At 65.2% G+C, this 15,848-nt stretch carries 17 protein-coding genes; 10 read left to right on the plus strand and 7 right to left on the minus strand.

The genetic code is table 11. The features are described 5' to 3' along the window. Window position 1 precedes the first annotated feature (1 nt). Window positions 2-952: a calcium/sodium antiporter gene (locus tag HALLA_RS02520; protein WP_049951911.1), complete on the minus strand. Its 951-nt coding sequence runs from the start codon at window positions 950-952 to the stop codon at window positions 2-4. A gap of 197 nt (window positions 953-1,149) precedes the next feature. Here HALLA_RS02520 and HALLA_RS02525 point away from each other — a divergent pair, with 197 nt between their 5' ends. The 5 genes from HALLA_RS02525 (at window position 1,150) to HALLA_RS02545 (ending at window position 6,283) form a co-directional block, all read left to right on the plus strand. After that, window positions 1,150-1,950, plus strand: a complete 801-nt coding sequence (locus HALLA_RS02525; RefSeq protein ID WP_049951912.1) for a shikimate dehydrogenase — start codon at window positions 1,150-1,152, stop codon at window positions 1,948-1,950. A 59-nt stretch (window positions 1,951-2,009) separates the two neighbouring features. Further along, window positions 2,010-2,819, plus strand: coding sequence for a helix-hairpin-helix domain-containing protein (locus HALLA_RS02530; protein ID WP_049951913.1), 810 nt, complete (start codon window positions 2,010-2,012; stop codon window positions 2,817-2,819). Between the two features lie 110 nt (window positions 2,820-2,929). Then, a complete protein-coding gene (gene pabB / locus HALLA_RS02535; protein WP_049951914.1) occupies window positions 2,930-4,585 on the plus strand; it encodes an aminodeoxychorismate synthase, component I in 1,656 nt (551 codons plus the stop codon). Then, on the plus strand, window positions 4,578-5,309 hold the full coding sequence (locus tag HALLA_RS02540; RefSeq protein WP_049951915.1) for an anthranilate synthase component II: 732 nt from the start codon (window positions 4,578-4,580) through the stop codon (window positions 5,307-5,309). The genes pabB and HALLA_RS02540 overlap by 8 nt, the downstream gene beginning before the upstream one ends. An 8-nt stretch (window positions 5,310-5,317) precedes the next feature. Then, entirely contained in the window at window positions 5,318-6,283 is a 966-nt protein-coding gene (locus HALLA_RS02545) for an aminotransferase class IV (protein ID WP_084568908.1), read from the plus strand. Window positions 6,284-6,361: 78 nt separating this feature from the next. On the opposite strand, the gene HALLA_RS02550 is transcribed toward HALLA_RS02545, so the two are convergent. From HALLA_RS02550 to HALLA_RS02565, 4 genes are all read right to left on the minus strand, one after another. After that, window positions 6,362-7,459 (minus strand): saccharopine dehydrogenase family protein, encoded by a 1,098-nt coding sequence (locus HALLA_RS02550; RefSeq protein WP_049951916.1) that lies wholly within the window; start codon window positions 7,457-7,459, stop codon window positions 6,362-6,364. A 47-nt stretch (window positions 7,460-7,506) separates the two neighbouring features. After that, window positions 7,507-8,043, minus strand: coding sequence for an SHOCT domain-containing protein (locus HALLA_RS02555; protein ID WP_049951917.1), 537 nt, complete (start codon window positions 8,041-8,043; stop codon window positions 7,507-7,509). Window positions 8,044-8,120: 77 nt separating this feature from the next. Next, window positions 8,121-10,295 carry a DHH family phosphoesterase gene (locus tag HALLA_RS02560; RefSeq protein WP_049951918.1) on the minus strand — a complete coding sequence of 725 codons (2,175 nt, stop codon included), beginning with the start codon at window positions 10,293-10,295 and terminating at the stop codon, window positions 8,121-8,123. A 179-nt stretch (window positions 10,296-10,474) separates the two neighbouring features. After that, a complete protein-coding gene (locus HALLA_RS02565) occupies window positions 10,475-10,738 on the minus strand; it encodes a hypothetical protein (RefSeq protein WP_049951919.1) in 264 nt (87 codons plus the stop codon). A gap of 159 nt (window positions 10,739-10,897) precedes the next feature. On the opposite strand from HALLA_RS02565, the gene HALLA_RS02570 reads away from it, so the two are divergent. The 5 genes from HALLA_RS02570 (at window position 10,898) to HALLA_RS02590 (ending at window position 14,134) form a co-directional block, all read left to right on the plus strand. After that, window positions 10,898-11,626 (plus strand): metal-dependent hydrolase, encoded by a 729-nt coding sequence (locus HALLA_RS02570; RefSeq protein ID WP_049951920.1) that lies wholly within the window; start codon window positions 10,898-10,900, stop codon window positions 11,624-11,626. Between the two features lie 117 nt (window positions 11,627-11,743). Beyond that, window positions 11,744-12,139 carry an OsmC family protein gene (locus tag HALLA_RS02575; protein WP_049951921.1) on the plus strand — a complete coding sequence of 132 codons (396 nt, stop codon included), beginning with the start codon at window positions 11,744-11,746 and terminating at the stop codon, window positions 12,137-12,139. Between the two features lie 72 nt (window positions 12,140-12,211). Further along, window positions 12,212-13,162 carry an MBL fold metallo-hydrolase gene (locus HALLA_RS02580; RefSeq protein ID WP_049951922.1) on the plus strand — a complete coding sequence of 317 codons (951 nt, stop codon included), beginning with the start codon at window positions 12,212-12,214 and terminating at the stop codon, window positions 13,160-13,162. A gap of 112 nt (window positions 13,163-13,274) precedes the next feature. Continuing rightward, entirely contained in the window at window positions 13,275-13,547 is a 273-nt protein-coding gene (locus tag HALLA_RS02585) for a DUF3006 domain-containing protein (RefSeq protein WP_049951923.1), read from the plus strand. Between the two features lie 86 nt (window positions 13,548-13,633). After that, window positions 13,634-14,134, plus strand: coding sequence for a gamma carbonic anhydrase family protein (locus HALLA_RS02590; protein ID WP_049951924.1), 501 nt, complete (start codon window positions 13,634-13,636; stop codon window positions 14,132-14,134). Window positions 14,135-14,296: 162 nt separating this feature from the next. On the opposite strand, the gene HALLA_RS02595 is transcribed toward HALLA_RS02590, so the two are convergent. Beyond that, window positions 14,297-14,764, minus strand: a complete 468-nt coding sequence (locus HALLA_RS02595; protein WP_049951925.1) for a hypothetical protein — start codon at window positions 14,762-14,764, stop codon at window positions 14,297-14,299. A 163-nt stretch (window positions 14,765-14,927) separates the two neighbouring features. Then, window positions 14,928-15,710, minus strand: coding sequence for an SDR family NAD(P)-dependent oxidoreductase (locus HALLA_RS02600; RefSeq protein WP_049951926.1), 783 nt, complete (start codon window positions 15,708-15,710; stop codon window positions 14,928-14,930). Window positions 15,711-15,848 lie beyond the last annotated feature (138 nt).

Raw genomic sequence — 15,848 nt, forward strand, 5'->3', positions numbered from 1 at the left:
TTCACTGCGCCAAGAAGTAGACGAACCCGGCGTATCCGGCGACGAGCGCGATCCCGTCGAGTCTCGTCAGCGTCCGTCCGTAGCGCATCATCGCGACTAACACGAGGGTGAAGACGATGAGTGCGGGAAACTCGAACTGGATCGTACTCGTCGCGATCTGGATCGGGGTGATGAGCGCAACGATGCCGAGGACGGCCAACACGTTGTAGATGTTCGACCCGACGACGTTGCCGATCGCGAACTCGGTCTCGCCTCGAGCCGCGCCGATCGCCGAGGCCGCAAGCTCGGGGAGGGAGGTTCCGACGGCGAGCACCGTCAGCGCGATGAACAGCTCCGAGAATCCGAACTCCCGCAGGAGCTCCGTCCCGCCCTCGACGAGCCACCGCGACCCGACGACGAGCGCGATCAGGCCGACGAGGACGAACGCGATATCGGTGAGCGCGATCCCGTCGCCTGCGGCGGGCTTGTCGCCCATCGACGCTGAATCGGCGTTCGTCGAATAGACGAGATAGGCGGTAAAGCCGGCGAGGACTACGACGAAGAGCGCTCCCTCGAGCCGGCTGATGACTCCGTCCAGTCCGACGCCGACGAGCAAGACGGCGGCCAGGACCATGAACGGGACGTGTCGCTTCATCGCGATCTCGCTGACCGAAAGTGGCTTGATCAGAGCGGAGACGCCCAAAACCAGCCCGATGTTCGCGATATTCGACCCGAGGACGGTGCCGAGCCCGATGTCGGTCGAGTCGTCGAACACGCCGGTGATCGCCACGAAGAGTTCGGGGGCGGTGGTCGCGAACGCGATGACTGTCACGCCGACCGTCGCGGCCCGGAGGCCGATTCCGAGCGCGAGCCGCCCCGCGCCAGCGACGAGCAGCTCCGCACCCGCATACAGGGCGACGATACCGGCGGCGAGCAAGGCGAGGGGGACGAGAAGCTCCGAACCGGCGAGCATGGCACCGGCTACTCGAGAACGGGGCATAAGCCGTCCGAAATGTATCGTCCGAACCGGGCGTCTTCTCGAGGGCAGCGACGACGCCCGACGAACACGCCGCTCACACGGCGATGAACAGGCAGGATACATCGAGACGGTTCCACGCACGAACGCGTCGAAGTCACACCGGTTATATTCCCGCCGTCACGAGCGTTGGTATGCACGTCTTCGGTCTCATCGGCAATCCGGTCGGTCACTCGCTCTCGCCGCCAATGCACGAGGCGGCCTACGACGAACTCGGCCTCGAGGGACGGTACGTCACGTTCGAACCCGATCCAGACGACCTCGGATCCGCGCTCGAGGGTGCGGACGCACTCGGCGTTCGCGGGCTGAACGTAACGATCCCGTTCAAACAGGACGTCCTCGAACTCGTCGAGCCGGATGACCTCGCGAGCCGCATCAGGGCCGTCAACACGATCGACTTCTCCGGATCGACGCCGACGGGTCACAACACCGACGCGGTCGGCGCGATCAGGGCGCTTCGGGATCACGAGATCGCCCTCGAGGACGCTCGAGCGGTGGTCGTCGGTGCCGGCGGAGCCGGACGCGCGATCGCCTTCGGGCTGGCCGATGCCGGTGCGACCGTCGACATCGCGAACCGCACGGAGTCGACCGCCCACGAGCTGGCCGATTCGGTGTCGGGCGCGACGGGTCACGGCCTCGAGTCGCTCGACGACTTGCTCTCGACGGCCGACGTGGTGATCAACGCGACGAGCGTCGGGATGGAATCCGACGAGACGCCGATCCCGGCCGACGCGCTCCACGGCGAGTTGACGGTCATGGACGCGGTCTATCGCCCGCTCGAGACGAAGCTGCTTCGCGATGCCGGGGCGGTCGGGGCGACGACGGTAGACGGCGCGTGGATGCTGCTCTACCAGGGCGTCGAAGCGCTCGAGATCTGGACCGGCGAGGACGCTCCCGTCGCGGCGATGAACGAGGCGCTTCGAGGACGGCTGTAGGCAGGCGGTTCTCTCTGGATCGAACGGGTTTAAGTGAGCGAATCAACAATGTTCGGTTAATGGGAATCCTTCAGAAGCTCAAGTCGCTGCTCGGTTTCGGTGGCTCGGGATCCGAGTCGTCCCGCTCTCGAGATGTCGGGGTCACTATCGAACGCGAACGAACCCAGAACGACGCGGACGAGGCCCCCGAGGATCCCGCGGCGGCCGGCACGTCGGCCTCTAGTTCGACCGACTCGATGACCCAGTCGCCGGATTCGGCCGACGAAGCGGCTGAACCGGCCGAAGCGACCGGCCCGACGGATGACGACGCGACACCGACGACCGAAAAGACGCCCGAACAGGGTGATCGAGCGCCGTCACCGCCGTCCGATGCCGGCGACGAATCGGGTTCCGACGTTGACAGCGAGTCCGCATCAGATGTTGAAGACGAACCGGACATCGGCGGTGACGACGAGGCCGACGAAACCGACGACGCCGCTGCGGCCGGCACGTCGGCCTCTAGTTCGACCGACTCGATGACCCAGTCGCCGGATTCGGCCGACGAAGCGGCCGAACCGGCCGAGGCGACCGGCCCGACAGGTGAGGACGCGACACCGACGGCCGATAAGACGCCGTCGGAAGGTGAGCCAACCGGCGATGCCGAAACCGATACCGACGACGAGGCGACGGAAGACACGGAGCCAGCGGTCGACGGCGAGCCGACCGACTCGATCAAGGGGATCGGGCCGGCCTACGCGGAGCGACTCAGCGACGCGGGAGTCGACACCGTCGAGCAGCTCGCGGCCGCCGACGCGGCCGAACTGGCCGACGAGACGGAGATTTCGGAGACACGTTTGCAGGGCTGGATCGACAGAGCACAGGTTCGGTAGCCGTTCTACGGCGTCGCTCTTTCTTTCCCGGCCGACCGATCCGTGTGGATTTTCTCGGCGGGTCGCCGCGAACCGCAAGATGATTAGTTTGGAGACACCTCTCTGCTCGTATGACCGAGCCGCGGGTCGTGACCTCTCTCGAGTCCGTTCGAGACGCCGTCAGAGCCGCGGAAACTTCCCCAGGGAGCGCGTCGGGAGACGCCCGTCACATCCGCGTTCCGATCGAAGTTCGCGTTCCCGTGGAGGACCCCTTTCTGGCGTACCGACGAGCACGCGACGGAGCCGGTGGCGCGTTTCTCGAGACGACCGGCGGCCAGCCGGGCTGGGGCTACTTCGGCGTCGATCCGATCGATCGACTCACCGTTCGTTCCGACGCCGTCGCTCGCGAGGACGATCGATCACATTCGCCCGCACTCGCGGCTCTCGAGGGGCTGCTCGAGGGTGACCGACTCGTTCGCGGCGACTGTTCCGTTCCCTATCCCTGCGGAGCGATCGGGTGGCTCTCCTACGACATCGCCAGAGAACTCGAAAAGCTCCCCGAATCCGCCGTCGACGACAGGCAGTTACCGCGACTCGAGGTTGCGGTCTACGACCGCCTCGCCGCTTGGGAGGAACCCGCCGAGGGTGAACGAGAACTACGCGTGACCGCCTGTCCGCGGATCGGCTGCGGAGACGATACCGATTCGGATCGGCGGACGGACTCGAGTGCGACACCAGTCACGGACGCCGCAATCGAGGCCGCCTACGAGCGCGGTCGAGCGCGTGCGCTAGAACTTGCGCGAAAGGCGCTCGAGGTTGCACGAGATGTGCCTGAGGGCGAGGTCGACCCCGTCGTCCCGCCCGTCTCGGCGTCGGCGGTGACCTTCGAGAGCGATTGCGGACGCGACGCCTTCGCCGACCGGGTGCGACGGGTCAAGCGGTACGTTCGCGACGGTGAGACGTTTCAGGCGAACATCTCACAGCGACTCACCGCGCCGGCCGCGGTCCACCCCGTCGCGGCGTACGACGCGCTCCGGGACGTGAACCCGGCACCGTACTCCTGCCTGCTCGAGTTCCGGGCCGCTGATCTGGTGAGCGCGAGCCCGGAACTGCTGCTCGAGCGCGAGGGCTCGTTCGTCCGAACGGAACCCATCGCCGGCACCCGTCCGCGCGGCGAGACCGCAGACGAAGACCGGGCTCTCGAGACGGACATCCTCACCGACGAGAAAGAACGCGCCGAGCACGCGATGTTAGTCGATCTCGAGCGAAACGACCTCGGGAAGGTATGTGCCTACGGCTCCGTCGATGTCGCCGAGTACCGCCGCGTGGATCGCTACGCCGAAGTCATGCACCTCGTCTCCGATGTCACCGGCCGACTTCGGGAGGGCGAAACCCTCGCGGACGCGATCGCGGCGGTCTTTCCCGGCGGCACGATCACCGGCGCGCCAAAGCCCCGGACGATGGCGATCATCGACGAACTCGAGGCGACCCGACGCGGCCCCTACACGGGAAGCGTCGGTATCTTCGGCTTCGACGGGCGCGCCACGCTGAACATCGTGATTCGGACCCTCGTTCGCCACGGCGACGAGTATCACCTGCGGGTCGGGGCGGGAATCGTCGAGGATTCGGTTCCCGACCAAGAGTACGACGAAACGCTCGACAAAGCTCGAGCGCTGGTGACCGCCGTCGACGAGGCGCTCGGCGAACGAGCCGAACTTGAAGTCGAGGGGGAGCCTGAAGCAGAGGGGGGCACTGAAGCCGACGCAGGCGGTGAGCGAAATGCGTAAGCGAACGACGATTCTGGTCGTGGACAACTACGATTCGTTCGCCTACAACCTCGTCCAGTACGTCGGCGAAGTCGCCGACGAGGTCGTCGTCCGGCGAAACGACGAGATCGACCTCGAGGGCGTCTCGGATCTCGACCCGACCGGCATCGTCGTCTCGCCGGGGCCGGGAACGCCGGCGGAGGCGGGGATCTCGATCCCGCTGTTCGCGGAGACGACGTACCCGATCCTCGGGGTCTGTTTGGGCCATCAAGCGCTCTGTGCGGCCAACGGCGCGCCGGTCGTCCACGCGCCCGAAGTCGTCCACGGGAAACCGTCGCTCCTCACCCACGACGGCGCGGGAATCTTCGCGGGCGTGCCCGACCCCGTTCAAGTCGGCCGATACCACTCCCTCGCCGTCGAACGCGACGCGCTCCCCACCCCGCTCGAGGCGGTCGCCCGAACGGCCGACGAGCGCGCGGTGTTGATGGCCGTTCGCCACCGCGAGCGCCCGCACGTCGGCGTGCAGTTCCACCCCGAAAGCATCCTCACTCGAGCGCCCGCCGCTGAGACACCCAACGCGCGGACCGCCCCTGAAACACCCGACGAACGGACCGCCGCCGAGGCGATCGCCGGACGACCCGGCGCGGGCGAGGACGGCGCTCGAGGGGAATCCATCTCGCTTTCGGTCGGCAAACGCCTGGTTCGAAACTTCTGTGGGCTGGCAACCGAGTACGATTCTAGGTAACAGAGATCATGTCCGAACACCCAGACGGTACCGACTCTCGAGCCGATACCGACAGCGCCGACTCTACAGGCGTCGATGCCAACGACGCCTCCCCGTCCAACGAACTGCGCTATCACGTCGACGGCGAACTCGTCCCCGCGTCTCGAGCGACCGTTCGCGTCGACGATCGGGGCTTTCGCTACGGCGACGCCGCCTTCGAGACGCTGCGGGCCTACGGCGGGACGATCTTCGAGTGGGACGCACACGCGGCCCGTCTCGAGGCGACCTGCGACGCGCTCGAGTTGACTCACGGGCTCTCGCGGGCGGATCTGCTGTCGCGGATCGACGAGACGCTTTCGGCCAACGACCTCTCGGACGCCTACGTCAGGCTGTCGATCACCCGCGGCGTTCAGCCGGGGAAGCTCACGCCCGACCCCGACGTCGACCCGACGGTCGTCGTCTACGTCGGGTCGCTTCCGCGGGGCGGCCTCGAGGGCAACCCCGTCTGGGACGGTCCTGCGGCCCTCGAGACGGTCGACACCCGGCGAATTCCCAACGATGCTGTGCCCGCTTCGGCGAAGACGCACAACTACCTCAACGGGATTCTGGCGCGTCAGGAACTCGAGAGCGGCGACGAGGCGCTCCTCTGTGACGGCGAGGGATACGCCGCCGAAGGGGCGACGAGCAACGTCTTTTTCGTCGAGGACGGCGCGCTGTACACGCCCGCGACCGACGGCCCCGTTCTCCCCGGAATCACCCGTCGAGTCGTTCTCGAGTGCGCCGCCGACGCCGGCATCCCCGTCGAGGAGGGCCGATATCGACCCGAACGACTCCGGGACGCGGATCGCGTTTTCCTGACGAACACGACGTGGGAACTGCGCCCCGTCGCCTCGGTCGACGGCGTCGCGATCGAGAGAGACGATCGGGTGGACGACGACCCGCTCGAGACACTCTCGAGGATGTACGACGAGCGCGTCGAGGATCGGTGTTACTGACGGACGAGCGTTCGTTCGATCGATTCTGTTGATTCCGTCTCCCACTGAGCGTTCGAATCGCGCTCTCGCAGCTGATGCCTACTTTTCGAGATCGACGGCTGCCGGCGTTTCGAGTACCTCTCGTTCGCTGTCGGAACACTCGAGGACGAACTCGGAGCCAAAGGCCGTCGCCGGCGTCTGTGCTCCCGCTGGAACGCCGCCATCGAGAACACGCTTTGCGGCCTCGACGGCCGATTTTGCGGTTAGTGCGTAGGGATTCGGCGTTCGGATTCGAGCTCTGACGATCCGCTCGCCGTCGCCGACTTCGCCCCAGACGACGGTTTCGCCCGTCTTGAGGGCGGACTCGCCGGGGCCGTCGATCAGCGCGTCGATCGCCGGCCGCGCCAGTTTCTGGACCGGGCGACTCTCGAGCAGCCAGCCGATCGACTCGAGGGCGGCCATTGCGGAGCCGGCCCACGAGGGCATCGCGGCGTACACCTCGACGTTCTCGATGCCGGTCGTCTGCGCGGCGGTGACCACGTCTCCGAGCGGGATCGCGACCGCGTGTTCGGGGCCGTCGCCGAAGTCGATCGTTCGGCTTCGAAAGCCGAGCGGTACTCGAACGAGGGCCCCGTTTTTGCGGACGACATTGGTGGTTCCGGCCCCGCTGAAGAGCGTCTTTGCCGTTCCTCGCGACACGTCGGCCGGGGTGGGTATCCCGCGGCGCGAGTCCATCCCCTGCACGCCGATCGCGAGTCGGTCCGCGGTCGGAAGCTGGTCGGCCAGAAACGCGGCCAGACAGTCCGACGGGACCACGTCGAAGCCGACCCCCGGAAGCAGGGTGACGCCGGCATCTCGAGCGCGGACGTCCCGGCGTCGAATCCGCTCGAACACGCGAAACTCACCGGTGATGTCCAGATAATCCGTTTCCGTCTCGAGACACGCCTCAACCAGCGGCTCTGCGGTCTCGACGAACGGACCCGCGCAGTTCAGGACGGCGTCGAACTCGGCGAGATGGGACGGGATATCGTCCTCGAGAGAAAACGTCCGGGCCTCGAGGCCGTGCTCGCGGGCCTGTGCAGTGACTTTCCTCCCGTCCCGTCCGGCGACCGTCGGCGACTGGCCGCGCGAGACGGCTTCATCGACGATCAGGCGACCCGTGTAGCCGTACGACCCGTAGACGAGAAGCCGCTCCATAGACACTCCCTCGAGGCGGAGTCGGGTAAAGCTACGTCAGACGCGTGCTACTCGGTTTCATATTCGAGGTCGCGGTCTCCGTACCGATCGTCCGCTGGGCTGTCCTCGCCAACGCGACCGGTGGAATCGCTTCCGGATCCGCGTCGCTGCTCTAGGTCTTCGAGCGTTTCCGTCTCGAGCAGTCGCTCGAGTTTGCGTTCGAACTGTTCGTCGGTCAACTCGCCCGCGGCGTATCGGGCGCGAAGCGTCTCGAGGGCCTCGCGGTTGTTCGGCTCCGTCGTCCCGCTGGGACGGCGGTCCGTCTCTTCGGTGGCGGCGTCCGTACTCGAGTCTGACTCCTCGCCCCACCACTCGTCCCAGGACTCGTCTCCCCACCAGTCGTCCCACCACTCTTGTTTGTCCGTTTCGTCGCCGAACACCAGTGCGACCAGCGGAATAACGACGATGTATCCGACTAACAGGACCGCGAGCCAGAGGTTACCACCGATCCCCGACAACATGAGCGCGAGCCACAGGCCGGTGACGATCATCGAGGTGATCTCCGTGATGTTCTCACGGACTCGCGTCGCCGGATCGTCACTCATGAGTGATACTCCACGGGCGACGATGAAAGATGTTTCTTCCGAGCGAGTCGACTGAACGGCAGGACGAGTGATCCGAGTTAGGCGAGCGTCTCGCCGAGTATCTCGACTGTGGCCTCCTCGACGGCGTCGCGTTCGCCGACGAGGTACTCGACGTGGCCGTCGCGGCCGCCGACGGCCGAGACGCCGGCGTCGGGAACGCGCTCGGCGAGTTCGCTGGCGAGCTCGCGGACGTCGAGCGTTTCGGTCGCGCGGACGTGTAGTTCGTCGTCGCCGACGCCGAGCGTGACGAACGGCGGATCGGCTCGCGTTCGTTCGCGACGGTGGAGCGCGTCGAGCAGGAGCGTCGTCGTCGGGAAGTTATATCGGTGAGTGAACGAGCCGGTGTCCAGAATCGACACCGTCACGTCGCCGACGCCGCGGACGGCGCAGTTCTCCGAGGCCGCCTCGAGTTCGGTCTCGAGTTTGTCGCGGAACTGTTCGGAGACGTGGGCCGCCAGATCGCCGTCGTCGTCGAACAGCAGGTCGGTCACGAGTTCGCGTTTGTCCTTGTAGGACTGGTAGAACGCCTCGAGGGCGACGGCTTCGCGGCGCTCGGCGAGAGTTTCCTCGTCGTAGCCCGCGTCTGTCGCCAGTTCGAGGTAGGACTCGGGAACGTCCTCCCAGTAGCTCACCGCCGGGAGGTGCTCGAGATCGCCGCGAACGTCGTCGTTGACGGCGGCGGCGACGTTCGCACCCAGTGCGGTCGACGTGAGATCGGAGACGTCGGCACCGGTCAGCGACGGTGCGACTGCCAGCGAGACGGCGTCGGTGATCTCTTCGTCGGCGCGGCTGTCGTCGATAACGATCGACTCGGTGTCGTACAGCGAGAGGAGATCGTAGCCGTTGGCCGACTCGGCGGTCGCGCCAGCGTCGACCAGGATCACGAGCGGCAGTTGCTCGCCGTGGCGGTCGCGAGCTTCGAGCATCGAGGTGACGTCGTCGGTCGCCGCGTCCATGTCGTAGACGCGACCCTCGAGCGGTCGCCGCTCGAAGTAGTGATAGACCGCGTCGTCGCGGGTGTGTTTGTCTTCGATCAGCGGCAACACGGCGCGCTCGATGGCTGCGCCGGCGATGTAGCCGTCTGCGGTCGCCTGGTGGCGGACGACGATCGGTCGCGACTCCATCACCGCTCGGCGGATCTGCGTCGCGGCCTCGAAGAGTTCGTCCTCGACCGCCGACACCGCGTCGTGGTCGTCGATGAGTTCGAGGACCGACGGACGCGCTTCCTGCTCGATCGCTTCCTCGAGTCGCTCGAGGACGGTCGCCCGCTCGTCGTCGGTCAGGATCTCGAGCGCCTCCGTCTCGATCTGGAGGTCGCCGTGGTGGCGCTCGACTTCGCCCTCGAGGGCGACGACATCGTCGAGGTCCACGTCGGGGTAAGCGCGCACGCCCGCTTCCTCGAATGCGGCACACTCGACGGTCGCCGTCTCGTCGCTGAGTTCGAAGACGGTCGGACCGGACGTCTGTCGGATGCCGGTGATCTCGCCCTCGAGGCGAACGATACTACCGACCTGAGAGTCGATGTCGCCGACCGTCGTTCGGTTCAACGACGGTTCGGTTCCGAACTCGAAGTCGGAGTCCTGGTCGGTGTCGGTCGTCGAAGCATCGTGTTCGACTTCACTGGCGGATTCGGTCGCTTCCGGTGAGGCGGTTGTTTCTGGCGAATCAGTCGTCTCCGCGGCGCTCGAGTCCGTCTCGCTCGAGTCGGTCGCCGTCGACCCGCTGCCGTTGGCGACGACTTCGGAACTCGAATCGGTTGACGACGCCGCGGACTCGGTCTGGTCGGGCGAATCGTCCGCGTCGGCGGCGGACTCGTCCGTGTCCTCTTCGAACTCCTCGGGACGGAGTTCGTCGTCGGCGGTTTCGATCAGTCGGCCGCGGAAGTCGCGGTCGTCCTGTCTGATCGACCAGCCGAGGTCGATGTTTCCGTTGTCTCGGACGTCGAGAACCTGGACGTAGACGCTGTCTCCAGGTTCCCAGTCGAGACTCTCGAGTCGCTGGTCGAGTTCGCTTCTGTGCAACAGTCCGGTGACGTGATCGCCGACATCGACGAAGACGCCGAAGTCAGCGTACCCGTCGACGGTACCCCGGTAAAACCGACCGGGCGAGAGCTGTGAGGCGGAGGTGCCTTCGAACTCGAAGGCGACATCCTCCTCGTGGACCTCACAGACCAAGCCGTCTACGGGCTTGTCGCAGATGATACAGTTACCCATCTACTCGCAACAAGCAGGTTCGGCCTAAAACTGTTGTCGAAATGCGTCCGCGACGCCCGTGGACGCGACCACGCTCTTTCTCCGCCGAATATCGCAATTTCGCGGGCTCTCTACCCGACATTCGAAACTGGCGCCCGATCCGGTCTCGAGCGGGTGCCTCCGTCTCGATGACCGTCGGTTTACTCGAAAACCGGCGAGTTTTCTTCGAGTTCCTCGAGGTCGCCGACGAGGCTCCGAACCTGTTCCGGAAAGAGCGAGACCTGGACTTCGTTGCCGTCGTCGTCCTCGAGAACGAGTTTGACGCGCTTGTCGCCGAACTCCCTCGCTTCCGCGGATTCGACTTCGAAGAGTTTGACGGTCGCAGACTTGTTCGCCGCGCCGACGTTCTTGATCGACCCCTCGTTTAACTCTACCATGAACTCCTCGAGATTCAGCGTGAGCATGGTCGGGCTACGGGCGCGGGGTAAAAAATGCCACGGCATCGCGCCCGTGAATTGGGGAGATTCACCGGGCGGTCGAACGCCAGCCATGGGGCTGAACCGGGCGGGCGTTCGGCCGCCTCCTCCGGTTTTAAGTTATCGTCAGACAATAGCCCGAACGCTATGCAAGTCACCTGGCACGGCCATTCGACGTGGCACGTCACCGTTGGGGAGACGGACCTGCTGATCGATCCGTTCTTCGACAATCCGAAGACCGACCTCGAGCCCGCCGACCTCGAGACGCCGGACTACGTGCTGTTGACGCACGGGCACGCGGACCACATCGCGGATGCCGGTGCGTTTTCGGACGCGACGCTCGTGGCGACGCCGGAACTGGTGTCCTATGCCGAAGACGAGTTCGGCTTCGAGGACGCGGTCGGCGGGATGGGGATGAACATCGGCGGCACCGTCGAGTGCGGCGACGCCTACGTGACGATGCACCGGGCGGACCACACCAACGGCGTGATGACCGACTACGAGTACGACGTGGGGATGCCCGGTGGCTTCATCATCTCCGATACGACGCCAACGCAGGTCAGCGACGAGGAGTCGACGACGTTCTACCACGCGGGCGATACCGGTCTCATGACCGAGATGCGCGACGTGATCGGACCGCACCTCGAGCCCGACGCAGCGGCCCTTCCGATCGGCGATCACTTCACGATGGGGCCGTGGCAGGCTGCAATCGCCGTCGATTGGCTCGACATCGATCACGCCTTCCCGCAGCACTACGATACGTTCCCGCCGATCGAGCAGGACCCCGAGGACTTTGCCAGCGAGGTCGCCGCGACCGGAAGCGACGCCGAGGTCCACGCGCTCGAGGCCGACGAGCCGTTCGAACTGAACCCGTAGCGCGTATCGATCGCACGCAAGAGCCGGTCTCGCCGCGCCGATTTCCGACCCTGCGCCGAACGTGTTCGATGGGCGAGGATAACGTTTACACGCCCGGCTGTTGTCCGTCCCAGTGAGATGTCCAAGACAGTAACCACGACGTCCGAGGAAGGCTTTAGCGCGACGAACGAAATCCGCGACTTCGAGACGACCATCGACTCGACCGGCGAGGACGCGCCGGACACCCTCGAGAGCCTGTTAGCTGCCTACGGCTCGTGTTACGTGCCCGCGCTCCGCGTCGCCGGGCAACAACGCGGCGTCGACGACATGGGCCGTGTCGAAATTCAGACGAACGGCGAGTTGAACGACGACGACAAACTCGAGTCGATCCAGTTCGATATTCGAGTCGAGGCGACGGTCGACGACGATACCGCCGAGGACGTACTCGACCGCGCGGACCAGCTCTGTAAGGTTCACGACGCGCTCAAGAGCGACCTCCACGCGGATCGATCGCTCGAGGGCGACGCGTTCTAGGCGGGTTCAACGCCGTTTCATCGGTTTCTCGAGGCCCGAAACGACCATAGCTATCCGCACCGTTAGCCCGGTATGATCGATCGGAGACGGCTGTTGCTCGTCGTCGCCGTGGCCGCGATGCTCGTCCTCGCAGGCTGTGCTACTGCCCCCGAGTTGAGCGACGAGCCCTCGCCGTCCACGTCGACCGTCGACGGCGAACTCGAGCTCCACCACATCGACGTCGGACAGGCCGACGCCACGCTGCTGGTGACGCCCGAGAACGAGACGATCCTGATCGATTCCGGCGACTGGCGATCCGACGGGTCGGCGGTCATCGACTACCTCGAGTCACAGGATATCGACCGGATCGACCATCTGGTGGCGACGCACGCCCACGCCGATCACATCGGCGGCCACGCGGCGGTTATCGACCACTTCGAGGAGCACGGCGACGGCGTCGGTGCGGCCTACGATTCGGGCGTCGCACACACGAGTCAGACCTACGAGAACTACCTCGACGCGGTCGAGAGCCACGACGTACGGTTGTTCGAAGTCGCGGCGGGAGACCAGATCCCGCTCGAGGACGGGCAGGTGAACGCCACGGTCTTGAACCCGCCCGCGGGCGAGTCGGGAACCGGCCTCCACGAAAACAGCGTGAGCCTCTCGCTCGAGTTCGGCGAGTTCTCCTACCTCACGACCGGCGACGCCGAAGGGGAGACCGAAGAACGGCTGGTCGAGGAGTGGAGCGACCGCCTCGAGATCGACGTCTATCAGGCGGGCCACCACGGGTCGTCCACCTCCTCGACAGGTCCGAAACTCGACGCATCGACGCCGGAAATCGCTATCATCTCGAGCGCGCAGGCGTCCCAATACGACCATCCGAGTGCCGACGTTCTCGAGTCTTTCGACGACCGCAGGATCGAAACCTACTGGACCGCGGTCCACGGCGACGTGGTCGTGAGGACCGACGGCGAGTCGAGTTTCGTCTCCACCGAGCGCGAGGCCACGACCGATCCAGACGACCTGATCGAACTCAAAGAATAATGCGCGCAAACAGCCCCATCGCTCAGAAGCGCCAACACGAAACTGACCGCCCAGAAGTGCCAGGACGACTGACTGACCGTCGGTTGATGTCACTGGAGGTTCGATAGCCGGTATGTCCGCTACCTACACGGCCGTCCTCGATCGGATCGTCGACGGTGAAACGGCGGTGTTGCTCCTCGAGGAAGACGAATCGGTGCGCGAAGAGCGGACCGTCCCTGTCGCGGACCTCCCCGAGGCGGGCAGACACGAGGGTGCGGTCTTCGAACTCGAGGTGACCGAGGACTCGATCCTCGAGGCGACTTACCGGCCCGATGCCGAACGCGAGCGACGGGAGCGTATGCAGGACCGGTTCGACGACCTCTCCGAGCGACTTTCCGACGAATAGCCGAATAGTGGTGGACCGCTGTCGTCTAAATCGCCGGTTTCGGCGAGAAGGGGCAGTTTCAAGCCGATCCTCGAGACAGTCCACGTATGATACGCTCGTTCGACGGAACGGAGCCACAGATCGCGGAATCGGCCTACGTGGACGACGCGGCGGTCGTCATCGGCGACGTGGTTATCGAACCGGACGCCAGCGTCTGGCCGAACACGACCCTTCGCGGCGATCACGGCACCATCGTCGTCGGCGAGGGTGCGAACGTCCAGGACAACGCGGTGCTCCACGAGGACGCTGAACTCGAGCCCTACTCGACGGTCGGCCACAGCGCCATCGTCCACGACGCGACGGTCGCCGAGCGCGCGCTCGTCGGGATGAACGCGGTCGTTCTGGACGGATCGCACGTCGGCGAGCGGGCCGTCGTGGCTGCGGGCAGCGTCGTCACGGAGGGGACGGAGATCCCGCCGGCGACGCTCGTCGCGGGAGCGCCCGCCGAGGCGAAAACGAAGATCGAGGATGATCGACTCGCCGAGACGGCCGATCGGTACGTTTCACTCTCGAGAGAACACGCCGAACGCAGCGAACGGTTGGACTGATCGCCATTCAAACCGGATCGTGAGCCGGCATCGATGCGGTCAGCGGATCTGCCAGCCGCTGAGTCTGTCACAGAGCAGACTCATCAATAGATGTCCGAATTCGGCACGTATTGTGGCGATACGATGGTCTTTCTCGCCTGGGAATACAGTTGGTGGCACTCGCTACTCGTAACCCCACTCCGCTCGGTCGTAGCACCCGCCCCACCCATACTCGCCGCGCTGACTTTCTGTGTCTTTCAGCCACGAGTCCGCACAGAACGGCGTGAGAACGACCACGTATACCTGTTTGTCGTATCGAAAATAGATACCCGAAATGTGCTTCGAGTCGTGATCGGACCGGTCGTACCACGGAAGATCCGCAAGCACCTGTGCGACCGTCTCGTACTCGCGTTCGGTTACTTCCACCTCTGCCGCGCTGCTCGTTGCATCGGCTGCCTCGCGGAGTCCATCCTGCACCGGCTCGACATTTCGAATCCGCTCGTCCGTAGCGTTGACAACCGTCGCGTTTTCCGGCTCCGTAGTCAGTAGTATTTCCAGGAGTCCACCATTGGTGCCGGGATCAGTGAGACAGCCAGCAACAGCCGGAATCGCGACACATCCGACTGTCCCAAGAAACTGTCGCCGGTTCATATAGGGAGACAAACCTTCGCGCCCACATACTTATTTTGATTGACAGATATGGTTGCCGTAACGCAACTCGCGCGCCTATGAATCGACCGACTCCTCGGAGACGTGGCTGGAATCAATACCGGAGAAAACGTCTATGACGCCCTAACCGCTGCTTACGTGGAGGTCAGCAGATCTGCCAGCCGCCGTCGACGTGGAGCAGTTCACCCGCGATGTAGGCGGCGTCGTCGCTCGCCAGGAAGAGGTAGGCTCCGGCGACGTCTTCGGGCGTTCCGGCCCGGCCAAGCGGAACCGGCTTGAGCAACTCGTCGTTTTCCGCCTGCTCTCGAGCGCGTTCGCTCCAGCCGTCGGTGAACTCGGTCGCGATCTGGCCCGGTGCGACGCCGTTGACCCTGATCCCCGCTTCGGCGTACTCGAGGGCGCTTCCGCGGGTGATCATCCGAATCGAGCCCTTGCTCGAGTCGTATTGGACCTGCCCGAACTGGGCGAGGTTCGAACTGATCGACGCGGTGTTGATGATCGCGCCGGGATCGTCCCGGTCGATCATGTCCTCGGCGGCGACCTGCGTGCCGAAAAACGCGCCCCGCGAGTTGACCGCGTGGATGCGGTCGAACTCCTCGGGAGTCACCTCGGCCATTGGCTTCGGGATCTGAAGGCCCGCGTTGTTGATCATCACGTCGACGCCGCCGCGCTCTCGCGCCGCGGCGACGAGCGACTCGAGGTCCTCGCGGTCGGTGACATCAGTCTCGACGTAGACGCCGGTTCCGGGGCCGTCCTCGAGCAGTTCGTCCGTCGGAGTGTCGCCGTCCTTCGGCTCCCGATCGATGTCGCCGTTTACGACCGTCGCGCCGCACTCGCCGAACCGACGCGCGATCTCGCGGCCGATCCCCGAACTGGCACCCGTGATGACGACCGTCGAATCTTCGTAGTCGTAGCGTGGACTGGCCATACTAGATAGTGACACACAGGGGCTATAAATCACGGTGTGCCGTCTCGAGCCCGGAAGGTGGAAACGAAAGGCGGCCTGCGGTCGAACCGATTTGTTCACATTTCGCGCTCGAGTCCGAGCAGACCTGTGAAACGGCGG

It is taken from the genome of Halostagnicola larsenii XH-48, from assembly GCF_000517625.1.
Lineage (GTDB): Archaea > Halobacteriota > Halobacteria > Halobacteriales > Natrialbaceae > Halostagnicola > Halostagnicola larsenii.

Excerpts from the sequence above, each read along its gene's own strand:
- HALLA_RS02520 (WP_049951911.1), bottom strand. The coding sequence starts at position 952 with ATGCTCGCCGGTTCGGAGCTTCTCGTCCCCCTCGCCTTGCTCGCCGCC.
- HALLA_RS02525 (WP_049951912.1), top strand. The coding sequence starts at position 1,150 with ATGCACGTCTTCGGTCTCATCGGCAATCCGGTCGGTCACTCGCTCTCG.
- HALLA_RS02530 (WP_049951913.1), top strand. The coding sequence starts at position 2,010 with ATGGGAATCCTTCAGAAGCTCAAGTCGCTGCTCGGTTTCGGTGGCTCG.
- pabB (WP_049951914.1), top strand. The coding sequence starts at position 2,930 with ATGACCGAGCCGCGGGTCGTGACCTCTCTCGAGTCCGTTCGAGACGCC.
- HALLA_RS02540 (WP_049951915.1), top strand. The coding sequence starts at position 4,578 with ATGCGTAAGCGAACGACGATTCTGGTCGTGGACAACTACGATTCGTTC.
- HALLA_RS02545 (WP_084568908.1), top strand. The coding sequence starts at position 5,318 with ATGTCCGAACACCCAGACGGTACCGACTCTCGAGCCGATACCGACAGC.
- HALLA_RS02550 (WP_049951916.1), bottom strand. The coding sequence starts at position 7,459 with ATGGAGCGGCTTCTCGTCTACGGGTCGTACGGCTACACGGGTCGCCTG.
- HALLA_RS02555 (WP_049951917.1), bottom strand. The coding sequence starts at position 8,043 with ATGAGTGACGATCCGGCGACGCGAGTCCGTGAGAACATCACGGAGATC.
- HALLA_RS02560 (WP_049951918.1), bottom strand. The coding sequence starts at position 10,295 with ATGGGTAACTGTATCATCTGCGACAAGCCCGTAGACGGCTTGGTCTGT.
- HALLA_RS02565 (WP_049951919.1), bottom strand. The coding sequence starts at position 10,738 with ATGCTCACGCTGAATCTCGAGGAGTTCATGGTAGAGTTAAACGAGGGG.
- HALLA_RS02570 (WP_049951920.1), top strand. The coding sequence starts at position 10,898 with ATGCAAGTCACCTGGCACGGCCATTCGACGTGGCACGTCACCGTTGGG.
- HALLA_RS02575 (WP_049951921.1), top strand. The coding sequence starts at position 11,744 with ATGTCCAAGACAGTAACCACGACGTCCGAGGAAGGCTTTAGCGCGACG.
- HALLA_RS02580 (WP_049951922.1), top strand. The coding sequence starts at position 12,212 with ATGATCGATCGGAGACGGCTGTTGCTCGTCGTCGCCGTGGCCGCGATG.
- HALLA_RS02585 (WP_049951923.1), top strand. The coding sequence starts at position 13,275 with ATGTCCGCTACCTACACGGCCGTCCTCGATCGGATCGTCGACGGTGAA.
- HALLA_RS02590 (WP_049951924.1), top strand. The coding sequence starts at position 13,634 with ATGATACGCTCGTTCGACGGAACGGAGCCACAGATCGCGGAATCGGCC.
- HALLA_RS02595 (WP_049951925.1), bottom strand. The coding sequence starts at position 14,764 with ATGAACCGGCGACAGTTTCTTGGGACAGTCGGATGTGTCGCGATTCCG.
- HALLA_RS02600 (WP_049951926.1), bottom strand. The coding sequence starts at position 15,710 with ATGGCCAGTCCACGCTACGACTACGAAGATTCGACGGTCGTCATCACG.